Origin of the sequence: Haliscomenobacter sp. (assembly GCF_965225875.1) — a bacterium.
Classification (GTDB): Bacteria; Bacteroidota; Bacteroidia; order Chitinophagales; family Saprospiraceae; genus Haliscomenobacter.
Genome location: NZ_CBDDBS010000002.1, coordinates 3,753,495 through 3,776,447, shown reverse-complemented (window position 1 = coordinate 3,776,447; position 22,953 = coordinate 3,753,495). Strand labels below are relative to the sequence as shown.

The 22,953-nt window shown below is 47.6% G+C and carries 18 protein-coding genes; 15 read left to right on the top strand and 3 right to left on the bottom strand.

Annotated features, from left to right (window positions below; genetic code table 11):
• Positions 1 to 136: 136 nt before the first annotated feature.
• Positions 137 to 1,816 (bottom strand): energy-dependent translational throttle protein EttA, encoded by a 1,680-nt coding sequence (ettA, locus tag ACO08K_RS17425; protein WP_421797691.1) that lies wholly within the window; start codon positions 1,814 to 1,816, stop codon positions 137 to 139.
• 57 nt (positions 1,817 to 1,873) lie between these two features.
• Positions 1,874 to 2,560 (bottom strand): rhomboid family intramembrane serine protease, encoded by a 687-nt coding sequence (locus ACO08K_RS17420; protein WP_421797690.1) that lies wholly within the window; start codon positions 2,558 to 2,560, stop codon positions 1,874 to 1,876.
• A 142-nt stretch (positions 2,561 to 2,702) separates the two neighbouring features.
• Here ACO08K_RS17420 and ACO08K_RS17415 point away from each other — a divergent pair, with 142 nt between their 5' ends.
• From ACO08K_RS17415 to ACO08K_RS17365, 11 genes are all read left to right on the top strand, one after another.
• Positions 2,703 to 7,721 (top strand): C25 family cysteine peptidase, encoded by a 5,019-nt coding sequence (locus ACO08K_RS17415; protein WP_421797689.1) that lies wholly within the window; start codon positions 2,703 to 2,705, stop codon positions 7,719 to 7,721.
• Entirely contained in the window at positions 7,718 to 8,644 is a 927-nt protein-coding gene (locus tag ACO08K_RS17410; protein ID WP_421797688.1) for a GNAT family N-acetyltransferase, read from the top strand. The genes ACO08K_RS17415 and ACO08K_RS17410 overlap by 4 nt, the downstream gene beginning before the upstream one ends.
• Before the next feature lie 101 nt (positions 8,645 to 8,745).
• Positions 8,746 to 9,219, top strand: coding sequence for a hypothetical protein (locus ACO08K_RS17405; protein WP_421797687.1), 474 nt, complete (start codon positions 8,746 to 8,748; stop codon positions 9,217 to 9,219).
• A gap of 117 nt (positions 9,220 to 9,336) precedes the next feature.
• Positions 9,337 to 11,856, top strand: coding sequence for a cation-translocating P-type ATPase (locus tag ACO08K_RS17400; protein WP_421797686.1), 2,520 nt, complete (start codon positions 9,337 to 9,339; stop codon positions 11,854 to 11,856).
• Positions 11,857 to 11,918: 62 nt separating this feature from the next.
• Entirely contained in the window at positions 11,919 to 12,509 is a 591-nt protein-coding gene (locus ACO08K_RS17395; RefSeq protein ID WP_421797685.1) for a hypothetical protein, read from the top strand.
• A 300-nt stretch (positions 12,510 to 12,809) separates the two neighbouring features.
• Entirely contained in the window at positions 12,810 to 13,676 is an 867-nt protein-coding gene (locus ACO08K_RS17390) for an SDR family oxidoreductase (protein ID WP_421797684.1), read from the top strand.
• 16 nt (positions 13,677 to 13,692) lie between these two features.
• Positions 13,693 to 14,613 carry a helix-turn-helix domain-containing protein gene (locus ACO08K_RS17385; RefSeq protein WP_421797683.1) on the top strand — a complete coding sequence of 307 codons (921 nt, stop codon included), beginning with the start codon at positions 13,693 to 13,695 and terminating at the stop codon, positions 14,611 to 14,613.
• 95 nt (positions 14,614 to 14,708) lie between these two features.
• Entirely contained in the window at positions 14,709 to 17,264 is a 2,556-nt protein-coding gene (locus ACO08K_RS17380; RefSeq protein ID WP_421797682.1) for a M1 family aminopeptidase, read from the top strand.
• Positions 17,265 to 17,359: 95 nt separating this feature from the next.
• A complete protein-coding gene (locus ACO08K_RS17375) occupies positions 17,360 to 17,917 on the top strand; it encodes a DUF4256 domain-containing protein (RefSeq protein WP_421797681.1) in 558 nt (185 codons plus the stop codon).
• 46 nt (positions 17,918 to 17,963) lie between these two features.
• Positions 17,964 to 18,548 (top strand): hypothetical protein, encoded by a 585-nt coding sequence (locus tag ACO08K_RS17370; protein WP_421797680.1) that lies wholly within the window; start codon positions 17,964 to 17,966, stop codon positions 18,546 to 18,548.
• 538 nt (positions 18,549 to 19,086) lie between these two features.
• The gene (locus ACO08K_RS17365) at positions 19,087 to 19,851 is read left to right on the top strand and encodes an SAM-dependent methyltransferase (protein ID WP_421797679.1); all 765 of its coding nucleotides are present in this window, start codon (positions 19,087 to 19,089) and stop codon (positions 19,849 to 19,851) included.
• On the opposite strand, the gene ACO08K_RS17360 is transcribed toward ACO08K_RS17365, so the two are convergent.
• Positions 19,848 to 20,441, bottom strand: a complete 594-nt coding sequence (locus ACO08K_RS17360) for a Crp/Fnr family transcriptional regulator (RefSeq protein WP_421797678.1) — start codon at positions 20,439 to 20,441, stop codon at positions 19,848 to 19,850. The genes ACO08K_RS17365 and ACO08K_RS17360 overlap by 4 nt on opposite strands.
• 92 nt (positions 20,442 to 20,533) lie before the next feature.
• Between ACO08K_RS17360 and ACO08K_RS17355 the strand changes: the two genes are divergently transcribed.
• The 4 genes from ACO08K_RS17355 to ACO08K_RS17340 all read left to right on the top strand — a co-directional run bounded on the left by ACO08K_RS17355 (position 20,534) and on the right by ACO08K_RS17340 (position 22,952).
• Positions 20,534 to 21,511, top strand: coding sequence for a cyclase family protein (locus tag ACO08K_RS17355; protein WP_421797677.1), 978 nt, complete (start codon positions 20,534 to 20,536; stop codon positions 21,509 to 21,511).
• 41 nt (positions 21,512 to 21,552) lie between these two features.
• Entirely contained in the window at positions 21,553 to 21,996 is a 444-nt protein-coding gene (locus ACO08K_RS17350; RefSeq protein WP_421797676.1) for a DMT family transporter, read from the top strand.
• Positions 21,997 to 22,108: 112 nt separating this feature from the next.
• On the top strand, positions 22,109 to 22,504 hold the full coding sequence (locus ACO08K_RS17345) for a hypothetical protein (protein WP_421797675.1): 396 nt from the start codon (positions 22,109 to 22,111) through the stop codon (positions 22,502 to 22,504).
• Positions 22,505 to 22,652: 148 nt separating this feature from the next.
• Positions 22,653 to 22,952: a hypothetical protein gene (locus tag ACO08K_RS17340; protein WP_421797674.1), complete on the top strand. Its 300-nt coding sequence runs from the start codon at positions 22,653 to 22,655 to the stop codon at positions 22,950 to 22,952.
• Position 22,953: the final 1 nt, after the last annotated feature.

Here is a 22,953-nt window from a genome sequence, read left to right as displayed (position 1 = left end):
CGAATTTTGGTTTCTATCAACCCGAATTTTGAGCATAGATCCCCATTAACGTCTCATCGTTGTGCCCTTTGTGCTTTCCTTTGTGTTCTTTGTGCAAATTTTTTATTTGTGATCCTTAAACTTCGGGATCTCCAAACTACCTATTAATCACATTCTTAAACTTCGGCCTTCTCGGCGTCACATCCCCCAAACGTTCCTTTTTCAAACGTTCAAAGTCCGAGTAGTTCCCTTCAAAGAACTCCACCGTAGAGTCGCCCTCAAAAGACAGGATATGCGTTGCCAGGCGGTCGATGAACCAGCGGTCGTGACTGATCACCAGCACGCAACCCGCGAAGTTGTCCAAACCATCTTCCAGGGCCCGGAGCGTATTGATGTCGATGTCGTTGGTCGGTTCGTCCAGCAGCAGTACGTTGCCGCCCTCGCGCAGGGTCATGGCCAGGTGCACGCGGTTGCGCTCCCCGCCGGAGAGGATGCCGAGTTTCTTTTGTTGGGCATCGCCACTGAAGTTGAAGCGGCTGATGTAGGCGCGGGAGTTGACCACGGCTTTGCCCACCGTGATGTTGTCGTTGCCTGCCGAGATGGCGTCGTACACGGTTTTATCTGCGTTTTGCAATTGCTCATGCGATTGATCCACATAAGACAATTGTACGGTATCCCCGATGGTCACCTCGCCGGCATCCGGCTTTTCTTTGCCCATAATGATTTTGAACAAAGTGGATTTACCCACCCCGTTGGGGCCAATGATGCCCACCACGGCGTTTTTGGGGATGGACAAGTTGAGGTTCTCAAACAAGATCCGGTCCCCAAATGACTTGCTCACGTTCTGCAAATCGATCACCACATCGCCCAGGCGTGGCCCAGGGGGGATGAACAATTCCAGACGGGCTTCTTTTTCTTTTACTTCCTCGTCGGCCAGCTTTTCGTAAGCACTCAAACGAGCCTTCCCCTTGGCCTGGCGGGCTTTGGGGGCCAGGCGAATCCATTCCAATTCCCGCTCCAAAGTTTTGCGGCGCTTGGATTCGGATTTTTCTTCCTGCTCCAGGCGTTTGGCTTTTTGCTCCAACCAAGAAGAGTAATTGCCTTGCCAGGGAATACCTTCGCCGCGGTCGAGCTCCAGAATCCAGCCTGCCACGTTGTCCAGGAAGTAACGGTCGTGCGTCACGGCGATAACGGTGCCGGGGAAGTTTTTCAGGTATTGCTCCAACCAGTCTACCGATTCGGCATCCAGGTGGTTGGTCGGTTCGTCGAGCAAGAGGATGTCGGGATTGCTCAGCAGCAGGCGGCACAGGGCCACCCGGCGACGTTCCCCACCCGAAAGCACCTTGATGGGCGTGTCACCCTCGGGGCAACGCAGGGCATCCATAGCGGTCTCCAGCTTGTGATCGAGTTCCCAGGCGTTGGCGTGGTCAAGGTATTCCATCAGTTCGCCCTGGCGTTCGATGAGGCGCATCATTTCGTCGTCGTCCATGGGCTCGGCGAGTTTGAGGTTGATCTCCTCATACTCGGCCATTTTGGTCACGACTTCACTCACGGCTTCTTCTACTATTTGGCGCACCGTTTTGGACTCGTCCAGGTTGGGTTCCTGCTCCAGGTAGCCAATTTTGTAGTTGCCATCAAAGGTAATGCGGCCCTGGTAGTTGGAATCGAGTCCGGCGATCAGCTTCAGCAAGGTCGACTTACCGGAACCGTTGAGACCCAATACGCCAATTTTAGCGCCATAAAAAAAGGAGAGCCAAATGTTCTTCAACACTTGTTTTGTAGGGGGGAAGATTTTACTGACCCCTTCCATGGAAAAGATGATCTTTTCGCCTGCCATAGCTTGTTGTGGTTAAATTTTGGAGTGTAAAGATGGGAAAATTTGAGGGAAAAATAGTCACCCCACCAAATCCTCATCCCGATACCCCCTTTGCAATCTCCGGATGTATTCATTCCGAAAAGGAAAGCCCCGCACTGCCCCAAACACAAATCCCCCGATATGCGCCCAATACGCGATCCCGTCGGTTTCGGCGGTTTCGATCTGAAAGCTGCCCAGGCCATTCTGGAATTGGGAAAAAATCCAGAAACCCAAAAACAAGAGGGCTGGTACCCGGAAAGGAAAAATCAGGAACAGAACCTTCACCTGTGATTGGGGGAACATGATCATGTACGCACCCATCACCGCCGCAATGGCACCACTGGCGCCAACGGTAGGAATGGGACTATCTACATTGAAAAAAATATGTGCAGCATGGGCCACCAGGCCACCCGCCAGGTAAAAAATCAGGAAGCGTACGTTGCCGATCACCGCTTCGATGTTGTCGGCAAAAATCCAGAGGAAAAGCATATTGCCCACGACATGCCCGATGCTGCCATGCAGGAACATGCTGGTAAAGAGGGTGTACAAACGTTCACCATGCGTGATTTCCACTGGAATGGCCCCGTAGGTCGCGATGAACTGCCCGAGCCGCTCACCCTGATTCATTTCCAGGATAAAAACCAATATATTCAATGCCAGAAAGGTATAGCTGACAATGGGATAATGTCCACCTTTTACATTGTCGTCGCCAATAGGGAAAAGCATAATTGTTATTTTTGTCGTATGATGAGTGCCCGGTTAAAATTAAGGGTGTTTAATTACAACCGAGGGCTTAGGCAAGGTAAAGCTTTTCCACAGGAACACTACACCAAAAATCGATTTAATACTACAAAAAATAGACCTCAATATGTGGAGTCAAAGGATTAGTTGGAGTGTGCTGGGTGTTTTGCTGCTGGTTTCTTCTTTGCATGCTCAAATGCCAACGGGGGTAGATACCCTTTACGGTGCGGAGTGGATTGTACCAGGGCAGGTTTATTACAAAATCAAGATTACGGAGGATGGTGTTTACCGCATCAGCTACAGCACCCTACAAACGGCGGGCATTCCACTAAACAGTCCGGGCAGCCAATTCCAGCTTTTTCAACAAGGCAAAGAAGTGCCGCTGTTCGTTTCCACGGGCGCTTCCCCACTACAAAGCAATGCCTATCTGGAGTTTGTAGCCCAAAAAAATCGGGGCGAGTTGGATCGTTTTTTATTTGAAACAGCCGAGAGCGATCAGTTTAATCCTCGCTACAGCCTGGTTTCCGATACCGCAGTGTATTTCTTGACCATTGCCAAAACGGGTGCTCCAACCTTGCGCTACACGAATCACCTCAACGATTGGAACAACCTGCCCAGCAAAATACTGAGCTGCCGCAAAGTCAATAGCACAGTATTTTCCGAACAATTCAACCATACCCGCTACGATTTTGAAAATCTGGTGGCCTATTCCAGCTACGACATGGGCGAGGGTTTTGGCTCCGCCTTTAGTGGCAATCGCGAAGTAGATTTTAATTTGGATAAATTGCCCGCCACAGGTGCCACACCTGCTCAGGTTCGCCTGCGCCTTTGCACCAATCAAGTCAGCGTAGCGCAGCCCATCCGCCTGCGTTCCATCCGCAATGACGCACCCAATAATGCCGATGGCCAATGGCTCCTCAACGATACCCTGGGGCGTTACGAGGTTGCGGCTTACAGTGGGGCAATCGCCAGCAATGCCCTGGCCCGCAGTATGAAAATCCGGGTTGAAAACCTGGCTGCGGCTTCGGGAGGGTCCTCTACCCTAGCCTTTGTAGAGCTGGAATATTCCGCCGATTTTAGTTTCAATCAAAACACTGCGGCCCGCTTTTGGGTAGAAGCGCAGGCTCAGCGCAGTTATTACGAAATCACCGATTTTGACGGTGGCGATGCCCCAATTGTATACCTCCAAAACCCCCAATTGCGGGTACCCCTGGAAGCCATCGGCAGTGGACAATACCGTTTTACTTTGCCAGCCCTGGCTCAAAAAACGGAACTTTGGCTCATCAACCCCAGTAAAGCAGTCAAAGAAATCACCCAAATCAGCCCCCGAATTTTTGAAGATTACCGCAATGCCCGAGCCAACTTCATCATCATTTCCCACCAAAACCTGCGCAAAGATGCTCAGGGCCGCGACAATGTGGAGGAATACGCGGCCTACCGCCGTTCGAGTACGGGTGGAGGATACCAGGTATTGGTTGCCGATGTGCAGCAGATTTTTGATCAATTTGGGTACGGTGTCGCTGATCACCCTCAAGCCTTGCGCAACTTTGGCGCTTTTTTGAAAAAACACAGTCAGCCCAAATACATCTTGCTCATCGGGCATGGCATCGAATACAACCTTTTGCGGCAGCGCAATGCCGAGATGCGCCCAGAGCATTTTATTCCCACTTTTGGCACGCCAGGCTCGGACAACCTGTTGTTTGCCCCCAATGGAAAACTGGCATCCTTTGTGCCTATCGGGCGACTCGCCGTATTGGAACCCGGCCAAATCCGCGATTACCTCAATAAGTTGAAAGAATACGACCAGGCCCTGGATGGCCCCCGCGATGCCCAATCCCTGGCCTGGCGCAAACGGGTATTGCACATCTCGGGGGGCAATGTCGGAGGCAATGAAATAAGCACCTTTCAGGCTCGGCTCCAGCGTTCGGGGGCAGTATTGAGCAACAACGATTTTGGGGCCATCGTCACCACGGTGAACAAACAAAGTGCCGAAACCGTGGTGACCTCTACGGCTGAAGAGGTCATCAATGCAGTCAATGCCGGGGTAGCCATCAAAGTTTTTTTGGGGCACGGCGCGGTCACCAACACTGACTTTGGGCTTGATGATCCTTTGCTATTCGACAACACGGGGCGTTACCCGCTGATTTTCTCCCTGGGTTGTCTCACTGGCAAATTGTACGATCGCCAGAATAGTTTGAGTGAACGTTTCATCCTGACCCCCAAACACGGTGGGATTGTCTACCTCGCCTCTTCCGGCTTTGCCAATGATGGAGCCCTGGAGTTTTTCCTGACCCAATTTTATCAAGCACTGGGCGGCCCCAACTACCTGGATGGCGTGGGCGACATCACCAACGTAGCGCGCCGAAGCCTGGAAGGCATCAATTCCTTCATTTTCCGCAGCATGGGTGAGCAACTGAGCTTTCACGGCGACCCAGCAGTGCGGCTCAATCGCTACAAAGGGCCGGATTTCACCCCGGATTTGAGCAGTTTTCGCCTGCAACCCAGCAACCCTACGGTGGATCAGGATTCGTTTTCGGTCACTTTTTCCATCCTCAACTTGGGCCAAAACTACCGCGATTCCCTGCGCGTCAACCTCAAACGGATTTTGCCCAGTGGGCAGGAGATTACCTATCCTTTTCGGCTGAACATCCAGGGTTTTGCCGACACCATTCAACTGCGTTTGCCGGTCTTGGGCAAAAGTGGCGAAGGCAAAAACCGCTTGTTGATCGAAATTGACCCCAGCAATCGGGTAGCCGAAGTGCCCAGTCCGGCTGCCGAAAACAACAACCGTTTGATCAGCAGCAGTGGCCAGGAGGGCCTGGAATTTGTGATTGTCGCCAATGATTTCGCCCCGCTTTCGCCGGGCAATTTTGGCATCTATACCCCCAGCCAGCGCCCACCGATTTTGTTTGCCAGAGCTGGCAACCAGGACCAATTGTACCGCATGGAGTTGGATACCAGCGCACTTTTTAACAGTCCGGCATTGTTGGCCAATTCCCGGCGCTCAGAGGCTGGCTTATTGGCCTGGTCGCCCCGGGCGGGTGCTTTCCAGGCGGGCCGGGTGTACTATTGGCGGGTTCGGCCCGATACAGCGACCAGTGCCGAAGCCTGGCGACAAAGTTCCTTTTTGTACCAACCCGGAGGAAAGGACGGCTGGAATCAATCGCATTATTTTCAGTTTTTGGGCAATTCCCTGCAACAACTCAACTGGAACGAAACCCAACGCAAACTGGAATTTCAGTCCAAACTCAACAACATCATCGCCGAATCGGTACCCTTCAACAACCAATTCAACAATGTCCCGACCCGCTATTTGTACAACAACAACCGCATTTTCCGGGCAGTATTTGTACAGGGTGTGGTCGTCGCGGTTTTTGATCCTTTCACGGGGCAGCCCTGGTTAAACTCCGATGGCCCCCAACGCTATGGGAGTATGAATGGCAACGATTGGGCTTTTGTTTTTGCTACCAATACCACCGAACAGCGCAAAAAAGTGATTCAATTTGTGGAGGAGGTGGTTCCCAAAGGGCATTATGTGCTTTTTATGACCGTTCACGATGAGGGACAATCCATCCAGGTAGACAAGTGGGCGGCCGATTCGCTTGTTTTTGGCAGCAACCTTTTTCAAGTTTTGGAAAAACAAGGGGCCAGAGTGATTCGCGACATGATTCCACTGGGCACCCGACCTTATACTTTTGCCTACGTCAAAGGTGGACCCGTGTTGGCCGAAGCCCTCAGCATTGACCCTCAGACTCCCGCTTTAATTCGGTTTGACCTACCAGAAAAACTGCGCCAGGGCAGCATCAGTTACCAGCGGATTGGGCCAGCAAAAAGTTGGCGAGAGGTGCTTTGGGTGGCTAAAAACGATTCTCCACGCGACAGCTTGATTTGGCAAATTTCGGCCCTGGATGCCAGTGGCAAAGTAGGCCGAGTGGTATACACCGGCAGCAATGCTCCCAACCCCATTGCTTTAAATGACCTGGATGCTGCTCAATATCCCTATTTGGAATTAAAGAGTATTTTTCAGGACAGCACCTTGCGTACCCCGGCCCAGCTGGATTATTGGCGGGTGCATTATGAAGGTTTGGGCGACGCAGTAGTCCGGCTGGGTAAGGCGGCTCTACCGGACACCATTGAGCAAGGCCAACCTTTGAATTTGCGTTTGCCCATTTACAACCTGGGCAATGGCCGGATGGATAGTGTCAATGTCTTGCTGACCTTGACCGATGCCCAAAACCGCAGCACCGTTCAGCGTTTCAAAACCGCAGGCATCGGTGCACTGGATTCCTTTTTGCTCAGTGCCAATCTCGAAACCCGCAATTTTCAGGGCCTGTATCAAGTGCAAATTGAATTGAATCCCGAACGCAATGTAGTCGAACTCAACTATCAGAACAACCTGGCACTTGGTTCCTTTTTTGTCCGCACCGATCGGGCTGCGCCATTGGTGGATGTCACTTTTGATGGCTTGCGGATTTTGCACAAGGACCTGGTCAGTGCCCAACCCTTCATCAACATCACACTGCGCGACGAGAACAAGTTTTTACTCCTGGAGGATACCAGCTTGTTTGAAGTCCGGGTTCTTCCGCCGCAGGGCTCGCCCATTGTATTGCGCTTCAACCAGGGCAATGTCCGCTTTATCCCAGCTGAAAAGGCGGGGCAATCGGCGCGTATTGAGTGGCAACCCCAGTTTGTGCTGGACGGCGACTACCAACTCCTCGTGCGTGCGCGCGATGCCAGTGGCAATCTGGCGGGTGGCAACCTATTTCAAGTGGCCTTCCGCATCGTGCAGGAGCAGAGTTTGAGCCAATTGTTGCCTTACCCCAACCCCTTTACAACTTCTTGTCGCTTCTTCTACACCTTGACGGGCAAAGAAGAGCCGGCCTATTTTTCCATCCAAATCCTGACCGTTTCCGGGCAGGTGGTGAAGGAGATCAGCCAAAATGAATTTGGAGTCATGCGGGTTGGCACTCATTTGTCGGACTTCGTGTGGGATGGCAAGGATCAATACGGCGATCAACTGGCCAATGGGGTGTACCTGTATCGAGTGGTGGCCAAAGACGCTCAGGGCAAATCGATCAAATTGTTCAGCTCCGCCGCAGATCCCTTTTTTGACAAAGGCTTTGGCAAAATTGTCTTGCTGCGGTGAGTGCGATCGAGGAATACCGAGTATGGGCGGCAACGTGTACCCACTTGCCCCTGTTTTTTCAGCCCTGGTGGCTGGATGCGGCTTGCGGTGATGCCTGGGCGGTAGCACTGGCCAAAGATGCCGAGGGAAAAATTATCGCTGTGATGCCCTACGTTTGGCAAAAAAGGTGGGGGCTGAAAGGAATTGACATGCCTACGCTGACGCCCTATCTGGGGCCTTGGTATGATTTCCCGGAAGGACTAAAAAAAGCCAATCGGTATGCCCTGGAGCATAAAGTACAAGCACAATTGTTGGCGCAAGTTCCCACGGCCCTGTTTTTTCGCCAAAGGTGGCATCCTCAGTTGCACAATGCCCTGGGCTTTCGTTGGCAAGGCTTTCAACTGGACATCAAGTATACCTATTGTATTGACGTTCAACAAGGGGATTTGAGCGATCATTTTACTACCGCTTTGCGCAACAAGATCCGCAACGCCCACAAGCTGTACCATATAGAAAAAGCGACTTCGACCGAAGGTTTTTATGCTATAAATCAATTGAGTTTTGCTGCGCAAAAAATGAAAATGCCCTATACTGCTGAACAATTTGAAAGGCTGTTTCAAGCTAGTCAAGCGCGGCAGGCTGGGATTCTATACTGGGCAGTTCAGGAACAGACCGGGGCAAAGGAGGCGGCCATTTGGGTACTGCGAGATCAACATTGGGCTTACCTCCTGGCGAGTGGGCGTAGCTCCGATGCCCACAATGGAGCCGTGGCTATGTTGATCGAACAAGCGATCCAGGATGCTGCGGCAAGCGGCTTGCAGGTTTTTGATTTTGAAGGCAGTAGTTTGAAAGGGGTGGAAGGTTTTTTCCGACAGTTTGGAGGGGAGTTGAAGGTAGGATTGGTGGTAAAAAAATGGCGGGTTATTCACAAATCCGCACATTGAATGCGAGAGGCTTAGGTAATCGATGAAAATTAGCCCCAAACTGCCCAAGCCGCTATTTGTAGAAATGCCTAACTTTACCCCCTTACCGATAATCCAAATTGATGAAAGCGGCCAGCGTAAAAGACTTAAAAAAGGAACTACAGCAGCGATCCCCTTACGAGCTGGTCGCATTGTGTTTGCGCTTGAGCAAGTTCAAAAAAGAGAACAAGGAGCTGCTCAGCTACCTGCTTTTTGACGCCGATGATGAAGACACATTCATTCGCCGGACTGAGGCGGAGATGCTGGAGCAGTTTTCAGCCATCAACACCAAATCCCAACTTTTTATCAAAAAAGGCGTAAGCAAAATCCTGCGTGGCGTAAAAACGACGATCCGTTATTCCACCAAAAAAGAAACGGAAGTAGAACTCTTGCTGTTCTTCTGCGCCCAGATGAAAGCAATCCGACCATCCATCAAGCGGATTACCGTACTGCAAAACCTTTATGATCGGCAATTGGACCGCATCCGTAAGGTGATTCCGCTCCTGCACGAAGACTTGCAGCACGACTACAGCGTGGAGTTGGAGCAGCTTTTATAAAAACCCTGAAAATTGCTCCAGCATTTGATATTGTTTTGCTTAACGAGATCTCTCTTCGTTTGAATCAGCTATATTTGTATCAATAGCCCACCACAAATCTTCAAACCATAAATCCCAATGCCTACCAACAATTACAATATCGCAGGCCTTAGCAGCAACCAGGTGCTGGAAGCCAGAAAAAAATTTGGAACGAACCAGTTAAACTTCAAAAAAGAAAATGGCTTTTGGGACGCTTTAAAAAGTTTGATCAAAGAGCCCATGCTCATTTTGTTGTTGGTGGCAGCCTCTATTTATTTCATCAGTGGAGATGTAGGGGATGGCTTCTTTATGGTCTTCGCCATTGTGCTGGTTGCCACCATCTCTTTGTATCAGGATTCCCGCAGCCGCAATGCCCTGGAGAAACTCAAAAACTTCACCCAGGCCAAATGCAAGGTCATTCGAAACGGCAGCACCGAAGAAATCAATAGTGAAGACTTGGTAATTGGCGATAGCCTGATTGTTGAGGAAGGAACCTCCATTGCTGCCGATGGCCTGATTGTACACTCCAACGATTTTTCGGTCAATGAATCCATCCTCACCGGCGAGTCGCTTTCGGTAAGCAAAGACAAAGACAGTGAGGACCATTTTGTGTACAAAGGCACCACTGTTGCCAGCGGTCTGGCCATTGTTCGCATCACCGCCATTGGCAATGAAACCAAGTTGGGTAAAATTGGTAAAAGCCTGGAAAGCATTGAGGAGGAAAAGACCCCCTTGGAGTTGCAGATCAACAATTTTGTGCAAAAAATGGTGCTGGCCGGGGCTGTAGTTTTTGTGCTGGTGTGGGTGATCAATTATTTTCAATCCCATCAATTGTTGGATAGTTTGTTAAAATCGCTCACCCTGGCCATGAGCATTTTGCCTGAAGAAATCCCGGTGGCCTTCACCACCTTTATGGCCCTGGGTGCCTGGCGTTTGATGAAGTTGGGGATTGTGGTGAAACAGATGAAAACCGTGGAGACCCTCGGCAGTGCCACCGTGATTTGTACCGACAAAACGGGCACCATCACCGAAAACAAAATGAGCCTTGCCAAACTGTTCCTGCTCGGCTCAGACGACCTCAGGGATGCCGAAAACACCATTGAAGATGCGGAAAAAGCCCTGCTCAGGCTCGCCATGTGGGCCAGTGAGCCCATTCCGTTTGATCCCATGGAAATTGCCCTGCACGACGCCTATTCCCAAAGCTACCTCGAAGACGAAAGGAAACACTACAAAATCATTCACGAGTATCCCCTGGATGGCAAGCCGCCGATGATGACCCACTTGTTTGAAGATGATGCTGGCCATCGCATCATTGCCGCCAAAGGTGCCCCCGAAGCCTTGATGAAAGTGTGCAACTTATCCGCCGAGGAAAAAGTCCAAATTGAAAATGCCATCGATAAGCTGGCTGTAGATGGCTACCGTTTATTGGCCGTTGCGGAAGCGGATTTTGCAGGCAATGATTTCCCCGCCACTCAGCAGGAATTCCAGTTCAACTTCAAGGGCATGGTGGCCTTTTATGACCCACCCAAAAAGAACATCAAGGCAGTACTCAAACGTTTTTACAAAGCCGGCATCACGGTCAAAATTGTTACTGGCGACAATGCTGCCACCACCACAGCCATTGCCAAACAAATTGGGTTCGAAGGCTATGAGAAGAGCATCAGTGGTGAGGAATTGATGCAATTGTCGGATGAAGCCTTGAATGCTACGGTGCTCGACACCCAGGTTTTTACCCGGATGTTTCCCGAAGCAAAGCTAAAAATCATCGAAGCCCTGAAAGCGCAGCATGAAATTGTAGCCATGACTGGCGACGGCGTAAACGATGGCCCCGCCCTAAAAGCCGCCCACATTGGCATTGCGATGGGCAAAAAGGGCACCGAGATTGCCAAACAAGCTGCTTCGCTGATTTTGGTGAACGATAATTTTTCCAAAATGGTGAATGCAGTGGCCATGGGCCGAAAGATTTATGCCAATTTGAAGAAGGCCATCCAGTACATCATTTCCATTCACATCCCCATCATTCTGACGGTGTTTATTCCACTGGTGCTGGGCTGGATTTACCCCAACATTTTTTCGCCTGTACACATCATTTTCCTGGAATTGATCATGGGGCCAACCTGCTCGATCATTTATGAAAACGAGCCCATGGAAGCCAATACCATGAAGCAAAAACCCCGCCCTTTCACCACTACTTTTTTCAACTGGAAAGAGTTGACCACCAGCATCATCCAAGGCTTGTTGATTACGGCGGGAACCTTATTCGCTTATCAATATGCTGTTTATCTGGGCTTCCCGGAATCGACCACCCGAAGCATGGTTTTCACTGTGCTGGTGGCTGCCAATATCTTTCTGACCTTGGTCAACCGTTCTTTTTATTATTCCATCCTGACCACTCTGAAGTACAAAAATAACCTGGTGCTGCTCATCATCGGCGTGACCGTTGCAATCACTGGTTTGCTGTTGTATGTGCCACCATTTGCCCGTTTCTTTTTGTTTACGCCATTGGATTTGCTGCAAATTGCTACTTGTATTGGTATTGGATTTGTGTCGGTGATTTGGTATGAATTGATCAAATGGCGGAAGCGGAGAAAGGACAAACATCCGGAGGCTGTGCAATGAAAATTGTGGTCATCCTCCAACGTGTCTTGGCTCAAAACAGTCTATAGGGAATAAAACAGGTTATGAAAAATTCCCTGGTTCTTTTTCTGGCATTGGTCTGGCTACTCAGTTCCTGTATAAAAGACGATAGCGGGCTTAGCTTGGTGCTTCCGGCAAAGACCCAATCAGGGCAACACACCTTTGGATTTCTTTTAAACACTGGGGTCTGGACCAATTATGGAAGGGTTTGTTTCCCATTCGCGGGGGGCTGTCGGGAAAACTTGAACGGTAGGTACTATCCCAGCGACGGCGACATTTCCATCACGGCAGATAAGGTTTTGTATAAAAACAATGCCTGGAATACTCAGGAAAACATCGAATTAAATCTGAGCACCAACTTTCGGGGCGCAGGAACCTATAGCACCCTTACGAATGACACCATTGGCGTTGCTTATTCATTCTCCGAGATCCGGCAGCCGGATAATACCTATTTGCTTTCAGCAAGCAATCCAGTTTTCACAATTGTCATTACCAAAATTGACCTGCTCTCAAAAACAATGTCAGGGGAGTTCTCAGGCAAATTATTCCGAAGAATCAGCGAAGCGTCTTTTGTCACCTCAACTACCGATTCCATTGTGATAAGCGAAGGTAGATTTGATATCAGGCTCAAATAAGCAGGGAGTAGAGTCAATTACTTTTCTACGCATGAAGTAGCATTTTCCTTTAAAGCGGTTGTCAAAAGGAGCTACAATTTCTTCACCCTTAATCTTTTCGGTTTTCCCCTCAAACGCGAATCTGGAATAATAAAGAAAGGGTTTTTTCCAAAAGTAAACAGACTTGGTTCTAGCGGGTACTATTTTTTGTAAACTAGTGTAAAGGAGAGGTAAAAGATCAGATTTGACTTATACAGGGATAGATTTGAGCACGAATACCTTGGAGCAGTTGTAGACCTTTGCCTCAACAAAAAATGAAAAATGAAAAAAATCTTAGTGACAGGTGCTAGCGGGATTTTGGGGACTACGGTCATCGAAACATTGTTGAAGCAGGTTTTGGCTCAGGAGATCAATGTGCTATCGCGCAAAGAGGAAAAACTGGCAGCGATGCAGACGAAGGGATTCAACACCCATCATGGCGATTACGACGACATCAAGGCCCTTGAAAAAGCAATGATTGGCGTGGATACCGTTTTGCTCATTTCGGCAGGTGATGAAGGCGACCGGATGCAACAACACCGCAATGTGGTGGACGCAGCTAAAAAAGCAGGAGTAAGCTGTATTGCCTATACAAGCAGGTCTTTGCGCGACAGAACAACGCTGGTAAACAAGCTGATGTTTGACCATTTTGACACAGAAGACTACATTAAAGCGAGCGGGCTGGGATACACCATTTTTCGAAATGCCTTGTATATGGACGTTATCCCGTTGTTTGTTGGCAAACAAGTATTTGACACAGGCATTTTTCAGCCAGCAGGCGACGGCAAAGTTGCTTTTGCCTTGAGAAAAGACATGGGTGAAGCAATGGCAAACGTGTTATTGAACGAGCATTGCGAAAACATAACGTATACATTTACAGGCAATGCAAGCTATTCATTTTATGACGTAGCCGCTGTACTGACCGAACTTTCGGATAAAGAAATAAAATATACACCAGTCGAAATTCCTGCATTTGAGGCAATGATGCTCGGAAAAGGACTGCCCCAAGTGATGGTTAAAAAAATCATTGATTTTAACACCGACATAAAAAACAACCAGGAGGCCGGAATCAGCAATGACCTAGAAAACAAATTGGGCCGCCAAGTGACTTCGCTCAAAGCAGGTTTAAAAACCTTATTCGGTTTATAAAGGATACCTTTGTGCCATGAGTTCATCAACACCACATCACATCAAAACCATTGCTGAATACCACCGGTTTATGGAATTGCCAAAACCGGAACACCCCTTGGTTAGTGTAGTGAAATTTGATGACATAAAACGCCAGCCAGGCAATGGCCCCAAGAGTATCATGCACAACTTCTATTCTGTTGCATTGAAGCGAAACTTTACTGCAAAAATGAGATATGGGCAACAGGAATTTGATTTTGATGAGGGAGTGATGCACTTTATGGCCCCAAAACAAATTTTATCTATTCAAACCGCAGCAGATGAAGAATTTAGCCATTCGGGGTGGTTATTGCTTATCCATCCAGATTTTCTTTGGAACAGCCCACTGTCAACAAAAATAAAACAGTACGAATATTTTAGCTACAACGTAAACGAAGCACTGCATCTTTCCGAAAAAGAAGAAACTTTGGTTACGGACATCATCCAAAATATCGCCCAAGAATACCACAGCAATATCGACAATTTCAGCCAAGCGGTAATCATTGCTCAAATAGAGCTGCTGCTCACCTATGCCGAACGCTTTTACCAGCGACAATTCATCACCCGAAAAATAGCCAACCATAAGCTATTGAATCAATTAGAAGTTTTACTAAATACCTATTTCAATAGTGATCAATTGGCCAATAAAGGAATGCCTACGGTACAGTTCATTGCCGAAAACTTGCACGTTTCTGCCAATTATCTTAGCCGTTTGCTGCAACTGTTGACCGGGCAAAGCACCAAACAATTCATCCATGATAAATTGATTGAGTTGGCAAAAGAAAAGTTATCAACTACCAACTTATCTGTAAACGAAATTGCATACAGCTTAGGTTTTGAACATCCACAATCATTCAGCAAATTATTCAAGAGCAAGACAAACCTTTCACCTTTGGAATTTAGACAGACTTTTAATTGACACCAGAAATTGGCTGATCGTGTCCCTTTTTTGACCGGAGCCAGCAGCATAAGGCCATTACTTTTGGTGGGTAACAACTACCTTATTCCTGCCTTATGTCTAGAAAAATAGTACTATCTGCGAGTTTCCTGCTTTGCTCAGCCATCACTTTGCTGACTCAAAACACCTTACCTACCACTTCGCCCATCGACATCAGCCATTACAAAATTGAGCTTCAATTTGACTGGACAAAAAAGCAGGCCAGCGCCGACGTGATCATCTCCCTGGCCTTTACTCAAGCGGCCCGATCCATCCAACTGGCAGCGCATGATTTGCTGATCCAATCTGTACATACAGCAGCAAAAAAGGAGCTCACTTTTACCCTGGATACCCTGGCCCATCGCCTGAATGTGTCTTTGGATAAAAACTACCAGCCCGGCGAAAAACTGGAGCTCAGCATTGCCTACACAACCCGACACCACAACGAACCCGACCCCAATGCCATCGGCGGCAGTTTTGGCAAAGGCATTCGTTTTTTCCAACCCACCCAGGCAAACCCCATTAAGCGAAAACAATTGTGGTCGCAAAGCGAGCTGCAAAACACGGCTTACTGGTTGCCGTGTAGCCCCAATTGGGCCGATCTCAGTACCACAGAATTTATTGCTACACTGGAGCCGGGGCTTACCTTTGTTGCCAATGGTACCTTGTTGGAGAAAAAAGCGAATGTGGATGGTAGTGTTACTTTTCACTACCAAACAAAAAAAGCCTATCCGGTTTACCTCGCCGCATTTGCGGCAGGCAATTACGCCGATCTAGTTCAAACTGTACGTGGCATTCCCCTGCACACCTTCTGTTACCCGGATGAGCAGGAAGCTGCCAGCGCCACCACGGTGCGTTTGCCCGATATGTTGCAGTTTTTGGAAAACAAAACGGGTTTCGCTTATCCCTACCCACAATATGCACAAGTGATGGTGCAGGATTACCCCTTCCCGAGTTTGATTGGGCAAAACAGCTGCAGCATCATTTCGGACAACATGATCGATGATTACGGAACCCACCAGGATTATTTGTACCTCTGGGATGGAGTGGAGTTCAATGCCCTGGCGAGCCAGTGGTTTGGGAACCTCATCATGCCCAAAACGGTGGCAGACCTCTGGCTAGCCAAAGGCTTTGCCCAATATTTTGAAGGGCTGTATGCCATAGCGGAAAATGGCATTGAAGAATACCTCTTGTGGGGCTATCCTTGGGAGATTGGGAGTGTGTTTGGCGATTGGAACAATGGAAACCGCCATCCCATCGTACCTGAAAAAGTGGAGGATCCAGAAAATTTTGCAGCCGACAGCTACGCCAAATACCGGGGCGCGCTGGTGTTGCGCATGTTGCGCAAAGAATTAGGCGACGAAGTCTTTTTTAAAGCGATCCAAACCTTTATCCGGGAAAAAGCTTTCGCGTTGGCTACAACCCAGGATTTTCAACATGCCATAAAAAAAGCCAGCGGAAAAGACCTGCAATGGTTCTTTGAGCAATGGATTTACCAAACCGGGCACCCGATTTTTGAACTAAGCAGTACTTTTGATGCAAAAACCAAACTGTATCATTTGCACGTCAAACAAATTCAGCAAAAGGATTCCATGGCCACCTACCCACAAGTAAACTTTTTTCAGGGCAAATTGGAAATTGAAATCGACGGTAAAAAGGAAGTAATTCAGTTGAAGCCACAGCGCGACAACCATTTTACTTTTCGCCTGCCTGGCCCGCCCAAAATGTTGAACTTTGACGTGGAGCAAACCTGGATCAAAGAGCTTCAATGGGAAAAAAGCGGGGAAGAATGGCTGCACTTGTTCCTGCACAGCAAAGACATGTCTGCCCGCAATACTGCCCTGACTGAATTGGCCCAAATTGCCAAAGATAAAAACACCCCGGCTTCGGAGCGCAATCGCATCATCCAGGCCTTTCAACAGGTGATCCAAAGTCAGGCCTATTGGCGCTTTCGGTTCAACGTCATCGGGCAATTGAGAGCTATCCAAACTCCGCCCTACGATCAAACCACTACTCAATTGTTGATTGCTCTGGTTAAAAAGGAAAAATCCTGGGTCAAAGCGGCGGCGCTGAGCAGTTTGGGCATGACCAACGATCCGCAATACGCCGATTTGTATGTCTCCTGCCTGGCCGATACCAGCGACCGCGTAGTGAATGCCGCCGCTGTCGCCCTCGGGAAAACAAAAAGTCCGCAAGCTTTTGAAGCGCTGGTAAAATTGAAGGATCGGCCATCCTGGAAAAACCAAAGTTTGATGCACTGCCTGGCCGGTTTGGCGCAATTGGGGGATGCCCGTGCAGAGGCGATTGCCGTGGCCGCACTGGCCGACAATCAGTCTCCACGCTGGTTTTTGGGCAATGTTTGGGATTATCCTTTTGTGGCAGCCCAAACCTTGGCAACTTTGGGTAAAACCGAAAAAGCCTACCCGATCCTGCTAGAACGCTTCAACCAGGCAATGCAAGAAAACAACCGCGACGATATTTTCCATCAAGTGCTGCTGATTGTCACTTTGGGGGGTCCGCAAGGGCTGGAAATTTTTGCACCGCTGAAAAGCAGATACCAAAATGATGAAAATACCATGGGTGCCATCCAAGCTTTTGAGGAACAGTTAAAAGCCGACCTGGCAAAAAAGTAAATGCAATTCAAGTAAGTGTAGCACCCAAATGCAATAAGAGCAATGGTTTTCGTTTTGCATGTAAGAATTTACCAGCAAATCACAACACCTTAGGTATGGCCAAACCATTGTCTCCAGAACAGCGCGAAACGCTATTCAACACAGTAAAAGCCCGCTTTGAAAAAAATCCAAACCGCCACCAGAGCCTTGACTGGGCAGCGATACAAACCAAACTGGAAGCCAATCCGACAAAGCTGCGCTCACTTTACGAAATGGAAGAAACGGGCGGCGAGCCAGACGTAGTTGGACTGGACACTCAAACCGGCGAATACCTTTTTTACGATTGTGCAGCCGAAAGCCCCAAAGGCCGCCGCAGTGTTTGTTTCGACCACGAAGCGCTGGAATCTCGAAAAGAACACAAACCGGACGATAGCGCCGTCGGAATGGCCGCCGACATGGGCATTGAACTGCTAAACGAAGAACAATACCGGGCTTTGCAGCAATTTGGAAAATTCGATACCAAAACCTCAAGCTGGATCCTCACCCCGCCGGATATCCGAAAACTGGGCGGTGCCCTCTTTTGTGATTTCCGTTATGGCCATGTTTTTGTGTACCACAATGGTGCAGAGTCTTATTATGGGGCGAGGGGATTTCGGGGGTGCTTGAGGGTGTGAGGGATGCTAAATTACTGATCATTTGAAGACTCACAATTGAATGACCATGCTGAAAAACCTGTCAATAATTGGATTACTTGGTTTGACCTTAGGAGTTTATGGACAGACCCAAAATGCAGAACAGCAATTTACCCAATATTTTCAGCAACTAGAGTCTTCAAAAATTGATACCATCTTAATACTCAAATCTGGTTGTATCGGTTGTGAGGTCATTTACACAGATACAGCAAAAAGCACCAGGGGTGGACAAACCATTTATGCACTGACCCAGGAAAATGGACAATTTAAACTTGCACTGTTTGACGATGTACATGATCCAAAATATTTCACTATAGATTCCTGTTCTCTTTTTAGAAAAATCGACCTATACAAGCCCTTGTTTAAATTAAAAGATCCATTTTATAAAAAGGAACTTGCAAAACTTAAGCGCTCTAAGTTTTTTCCGCCCCGGCCAATTCATTATTCATTTGAAGAGCTAATCATTCAACTCCCAGACTTTAAATATGACTTCGTCATCAAAGGAAAAGATACAGACTATTTAGGCATTAATCGTGAAAGTGAAAATTGGTTTAGGGTAAGCAAAGCAATTATTGAAACGTTCATTAGCTATTCTCAATCGATTAAAATTTGACCACTTAAAACAGTAATCAACTGAATGGCAATGCTGAAAATGAAGAAAAATAAACGGTTTAAACATACGATTATGGTTTACGAATATTCGAGCGATGACGGTAGAAACATTCAAACCATTTGGGCAAACTTGGACAGCACAAAAGTTTTGTGAGGGATATTTTCGACTAAATGAATTATGTAGACAGGAAATCTGAATAATCATGCTTGTTTCACAACCCTTTTTTGCACGTTCATTCAGCCAAATTTTCCCTCATAAACCTCTAAAGCATGAGTTCGGAGATTTTAAAAAGAGTTGAATACAAATTTATCCTCCAAGCATAAGCACTAACCACATATAACATCTTGTAACCGCCCGTTTCAACGGGTGGATCTAAGCGCCCCCCGATAAAGCGGAGGGTTACAAGATGATAGATGGATTTGAGCGATAAATTACCAGATTTAGTTTAATATTAGTAATTGTTTTGGGAACTTCCCAAAGCCACACCCCGTTAGCACTCATACCAATCAACACCTTAAAACCACTATAACCAAACACCATGACCAACCAAGTAAATGACAATTGGTACGAAGATTTCTTTCAGGGGATCAATTGTGAGCTTTGGGAAAATGCCATTCCAATTGAAGCGACCAAACAAGAGGTCGATTTTTTATTGAGCGAATTAAACCTCCAAAAAGGGCAGCACATCCTGGACGTGCCGTGTGGCTTTGGCCGACATGCCATCGAATTTTCAAACCTGGGCCTGAACGTCACCGCCATTGACATCTCCGAAACCTTCATGAGTGGATTCAACTCAAAAATCCAGGCAGAAAAATTAAACATTACTGCGATTACCGGCGACATCCTGCATACGGAAATCGTCGGGAAATTTTCAGGAGCCGTCTGTTTGGGCAACAGTTTTGGCTACTTCAACATGGACAAAATGAAGGTCTTTGTTGGAAAAGTAGCCGCCGCACTTGAGCCCGGGGCAAAATTCATCATTAATTCCGGCATGATTGCCGAAAGTATTTTGCCCAACCTCCAGAAATATGGGGAGGATAACGTCTACACCGTTGGAAACATCCGAATGGAAATCACCAATACCTATCACGTTGAAGACAGTTTTATGGTGAGCGAGTTGCTTTTTACCAAGGAAGGTGAGAGCAAACAAGATGCCTTTAAACACTACGTATTTACCCTGGGGGAAGTAAAAAGGCTGTTGAAATCGCTGGGTTTGAGCATTGTTTCAACCTATAGTTCGATTGCAAAAGATGCCTATAAGTTTGGCGACCCACAGGCTTATATTGTGGCTCAAAAAGACTAAGTTTTCCCATTACTCTCCTTGAGTCGTTTTTTTATTTTGCTCAAAAATTCAGCCGAAATCCCGAGGTAGGAGGCTACAAGGCGTTGCGGAATCCGCAATTCAATCTTCGGGTATTTCTGCTGAAAAGCCAGATAGCGGTCTTCTGCTGTCATGCTGATGTTTTGCACAACCCGTTGCTGGAACGCTACAAAAGCACGCTGGGTCACAATTCTGAAGTAACGCTCCAGCTTGGGAATTTGCTCGTACAGCAGCTCTAGGCTTTCAAAGGGCAATTCCAAAATCACACTATCCTCAATGGCCTGCACATTAAACGTGGCGGGCACCTGCAGGATAAAACTGTTCAAGTCACTGATCCACCAGCCTTCAATGGCAAACTGCACAATGTGTTCCTGGCCATTCAGGTCAATAAAATAGGTGCGTACACTGCCCTCATTCACGAAGTTGGTGCAACGACTTACCGCTCCCTCATGCACCAGAAATTGCCCCTTCTTCACCTTGCGCTCCCGCAAACAAGCGATGATCAGTTGCTGATCCCGATCGCTGAGGGGAATGTATTGCTGCAGACTTGTAATCAATAGGTCACTTCTCATCTTGAACCAGTTCAATGCAATTTGATAATGTAGTTCATTTTACAGGTTTTACTTCCGCTGCACCTTTGCAGTATCAAAACCAAAAGTAAAATATGAAAAAGTTATTGACACTCGCACTTGCCATGCAAGCTATCCTGGCGATGAGCCAAAACAAAGAAGAAGTAGGGATCAGCCCTTGGGGCAAAGCGGATGAAATCGGCACCCTCAACATGATGACCGATGCCTCCAAACTCGCCATCCTCAGCAAAGTCAAATCAGGCAAAACCTACGACCTGAGTGTAGAGTACTTTGTGGGTATGCCCAGTTTTCATGCCCTGGGCGATCCAGCCTACCAATATTGGTTGACGCATACACCTCGCGGTACAGTGGTCGACAATCCGAATGGACTGGGGAATGCCATGAATGAAAAGGTCAGCTACACCGGTGATGCCATCTCCATGTACACGCATATGGGCACCCACATCGACGCGCTCAACCATTTTGGCTTGAATGGAAAAATCTGGAATGGCTTTTCTGCCGATGAACACCTAGGCGACAAAGGTTGGAAAAAAACGGGCGCCGAAACCATCCCCGCCATTATTGCCCGTGGGGTGATGATTGACATTCCTGCTTCGAAAAATGTAGAAAGCTTGTCCGCCAACTACCGCATCAATGCCGCCGACTTGCAGGAAGCATTGCGCAAACAAAAAATCAGCCTACAAAAAGGAGATGTGGTGCTCATTCGCACTGGCCAGGCAAAACATTACGAAGACGCACATAAATTCCTGGATCAATATCCCGGCATCAACCTGGAGGCGGTCAAATGGCTGATCGAAGACCAGCAAGTCATGTTACTAGGAGCCGACAACCTAAGTTTTGAAGCTTTCCCACCCGAAAGGGCCGACAATTGGGTGCCTGTACACACTTATTTGTTGGCAGAAAAAGGGGTGATGTTCATCGAGCAGATGTTTTTGGAAGACCTGGCCAAAGACAAAGTCTACGAGTTTGCCTTTATTGCCTCGTCGTTAAAATTGAGAGGGGCCAGTGCGGCACCGATGCGCCCCATTGCATTGCCTATTTTTATGAAGTAGTTTTGAAGCACTATTCTCTAACCCAAATCATCCTATTCGACATGAACCAATTCCATTTATTCGCCTTGATCGCCGGATTGTTGCTGCCCCTACAAATTGCTTTCAACAACAAACTAACCCTGTTTTCCGGCAACCCGACTACCTCCTCCCTGATTTCATTTTCAGTAGGTACCTTGGCATTGATTGTGTATAGTTTGGCCAACCCTACAGCTTTTCAAAAATCACTACAGCAGCTCAGCCAGGCCCCGCTTTACGCCTGGCTGGGCGGCCTGGTAGGTGCGTTCTACATCATCAGCTCCATCGTTGCGTCGCCCAAAATAGGCATTGCTACCTTTTTGGCGCTCATCATCGGCGGGCAGATGGTAACGTCGCTGGTATTAGAGCATTTTGCTTTGCTGGGAACAGCAGTCAGGTCTATAAGTTGGGCCAAAGTGCTGGGTTTGGCTTTGATTTTGGTTGGAATCATTCTGGTGAAAAAAATGTAAAGTCCAGCTTAGAACTGCACAGAGCCAAAGGCGGGCATTAACAATCAAACTCCAAAGCAGCCTGCCATGAACCAAGAAAGCTGATTTGAAGTTTAAAAGTAAAAACCTAACAATGGAAAACCTAAAAAAAATCCTGACCATTGGCGCAATACTGTTCGCTACAAACTTGTCTGCGCAGCAGTTGGCAGTGGGTGATAAAGCAATTAAAATAGAGGAGCTTCCTGAATACATTGTCATTAATTGTGACAATTTTACTTCAATTGCAGGCGGAACAATAGGAATCGCTATTCAATCCAAAAAATCTGATTATGAGAAACTGCTCACCGATTTGCGAGACGTGTTGGAAGAAAATAAGTACCTGGGCATCAGGAACCAAACCGATTTACTGAATGCCATGTCCAAACTTGGATTTGATTACGTTAATGCCTATCCTCAAAGTTCACCTGAAACTGTCAGCTTTAGTAGATCAGGTTTTGTTTTTAGGAAAAAAGAAAAGTTCAGAAATTGACTGTCGAAGAATTTAAACTTATCAACAAGCCACTGCTGTCCGGTGGAATTAATTGGCAACAAGGTTTTGATCTATGGAACGGCGCTGATTGTATTGGAAGGGAAGCTAATCGGGGATTAGGGGCGATAAAAAAGATTAGATTTGTACTATGGCGAACAATACCTCTCCACACATCTTAAGTACAGCTGGAAACCTCCTGGGCTTTTGCCTAGTCGTGATCACCTCTCTCCACATCTCGAATCAGATTGAAAGTCAATTCATTGATGAATTGACAGCTATTGTGGCCATTCTGCTCACCTTATCTTGCATTTTTTCATTTAGCTCTATCCGTACCAGCATCGAAAAAAAAGAAAAGCGATTTGAAACCATCGCTGATTATTTATTCATTGCCGCACTCGTCGGGATATTGATCATTATTTTGCTCATTACGCTCAATTTTTTAAGCTAAG